At 39.5% G+C, this 2,127-nt stretch carries 1 pseudogene; it reads right to left on the reverse strand.

Annotated elements, in window-relative coordinates:
- Positions 1-2,127: pseudogene (locus tag HMPREF2864_RS09685) on the reverse strand (YSIRK signal domain/LPXTG anchor domain surface protein); the annotation flags it as partial.

Genomic DNA, 2,127 nt, shown 5'->3' on the forward strand with positions numbered 1-2,127 from the left:
GTGATTGTAATTGAATGACCATCGGCACCTTTAACACCTGCGTCACCTTTGTCGCCTTTTGGTATCGTAATCGATTTGCCATCTGAGAAGGTTACTAATGTATCACCATTTGGTTGTTTAGCGATATTTTGTATTGTCACTGATGTTCCGTTTTGGCCTTTTGGTACGGTTACATTTTTACCATCACTGAAATGGATAACTGTGTTACCTGCAGCATCTGTTTCTGTGCGAGTAATTGTGATTGACGCACCATCACGTCCGTTTTGGCCATCATGACCATTGTCGCCTCGGTCACCTTTTTCACCTTTTGGTATTGTCAACGTTTTACCATCTGTAAAGGTTACAACTTTATCACCATTAGCTGATGTTGTAATTGATTTAATACCAATTGATGTGCCGTCTTGACCTTTTGGTACAGTTAATGTTTTACCATCACTAAAATGAACGACTTTATTGCCAGTACTATCTGTATCGATTGTAGTGATACTAACTGATGTTCCATTTTGGCCATTGTCACCTTTTGGTATCACAACTGTTGTGTTATCTGAGAATGTTAATTTGCGATCGCCATTTGCTTCTTGTGTATTACCTGTAATTGTAATTGAATGACCATCTTGACCATTGTCACCTTTGTCACCTTTATCGCCTTTTGGTATTGTAAGCACTTGGTTATCTGTAAAGGTTACAACTTTATCACCATTAGCTGATGTTGTAATTGATTTAATACCAATTGATGTGCCGTCTTGACCTTTTGGTACAGTTAATGTTTTACCATCACTAAAATGAACAACTTTGTTTCCTGTTGTATCAGTGTCAATAGACGTAATGCTAATTGATGTGCCATTTTCGCCTTTATCACCTTTAACACCTTTTGGTATCACGACTGTTGTATTATCTGAGAATACAAGTTTACGATCTCCGTTTGCTTCTTCTGTATTACTTGTGATTGTGATTGAACGACCATCAGCACCTTTTGCACCTACGTCACCTTTATCACCTTTAGCGCCTTTTGGTATCACAACTGTTGTGTTATCTGAGAAGACAAGTTTACGATTTCCATTTGGTTCTACTGTATTACTAGTGATTGTGATTGAATGACCATCGGCACCTTTTGCACCTACATCACCTTTATCACCTTTCGCACCTTTTGGAATGATGACAGTTGTATTATCTGAGAACACAAGCTTACGGTTACCGTTTGCTTCTTCTGTATTACTTGTGATTGTGATTGAGCGGCCATCGGCACCTCGTGCACCTACGTCACCTTTATCACCTTTCGCACCTTTTGGTATCGTCATTGTTTTACCGTCTGTGAAGGTTACAACTGTATCTCCATTTGTTGCTGTGGTAATTGTTTTTACGCCAACTGATTGACCATCTTGACCTTTAGGTACTGTCATTGTTTTGCCATCTGTGAAGTGAACGACTTTATTGCCAACTGTATCTGTGTCAATTGTTGTAATTCCAATTGATGTACCATTGTCGCCTTTATCACCTTTTGCACCTTTTGGAATGATGACAGTAGTGTTATCTGAGAACACAAGTTTACGATCTCCATTTGGTTGTTCTGTATTACTTGTGATTGTGATTGAGCGACCATCTGCACCTCGTGCACCTACGTCACCTTTATCACCCTTCGCACCTTTTGGTATCGTCATTGTTTTACCATCTGTGAAGGTTACGACTGTGTCACCATTTGCTTGTGGTGTAATTGTACGGATGCCTATTGATGTACCATTTTGGCCTTTTGGTACTGTCATTGTTTTACCATCTGTAAAGTGAACAATATTATTACCTGCAGCATCTGTTTGAATATTTGTAATGCCTATTGATGTACCATCACGACCGTTATCACCTTTGTCGCCTTTAGCGCCTTTTGGTATCGTCATTGTTTTACCGTCTGTAAAAGTTACAACTGTGTCACCGTTTGTTTGTGGTGTAATTGTACGGATACCTATTGATGTACCATCTTGACCTTTAGGTATTGTCATTGTTTTGCCGTCTGTAAAGCGAACGACTTTATTTCCAGCTGAATCCGTGTCAATTGTTGTAATTCCAATTGATGTGCCATTTTCGCCTTTATCACCTTTTGGACCAGTCTCACCACGTTCGCCTCGGTCACCTTTT

Source organism: Staphylococcus sp. HMSC059F04 (genome assembly GCF_001812565.1).
Lineage (GTDB): Bacteria > Bacillota > Bacilli > Staphylococcales > Staphylococcaceae > Staphylococcus > Staphylococcus lugdunensis.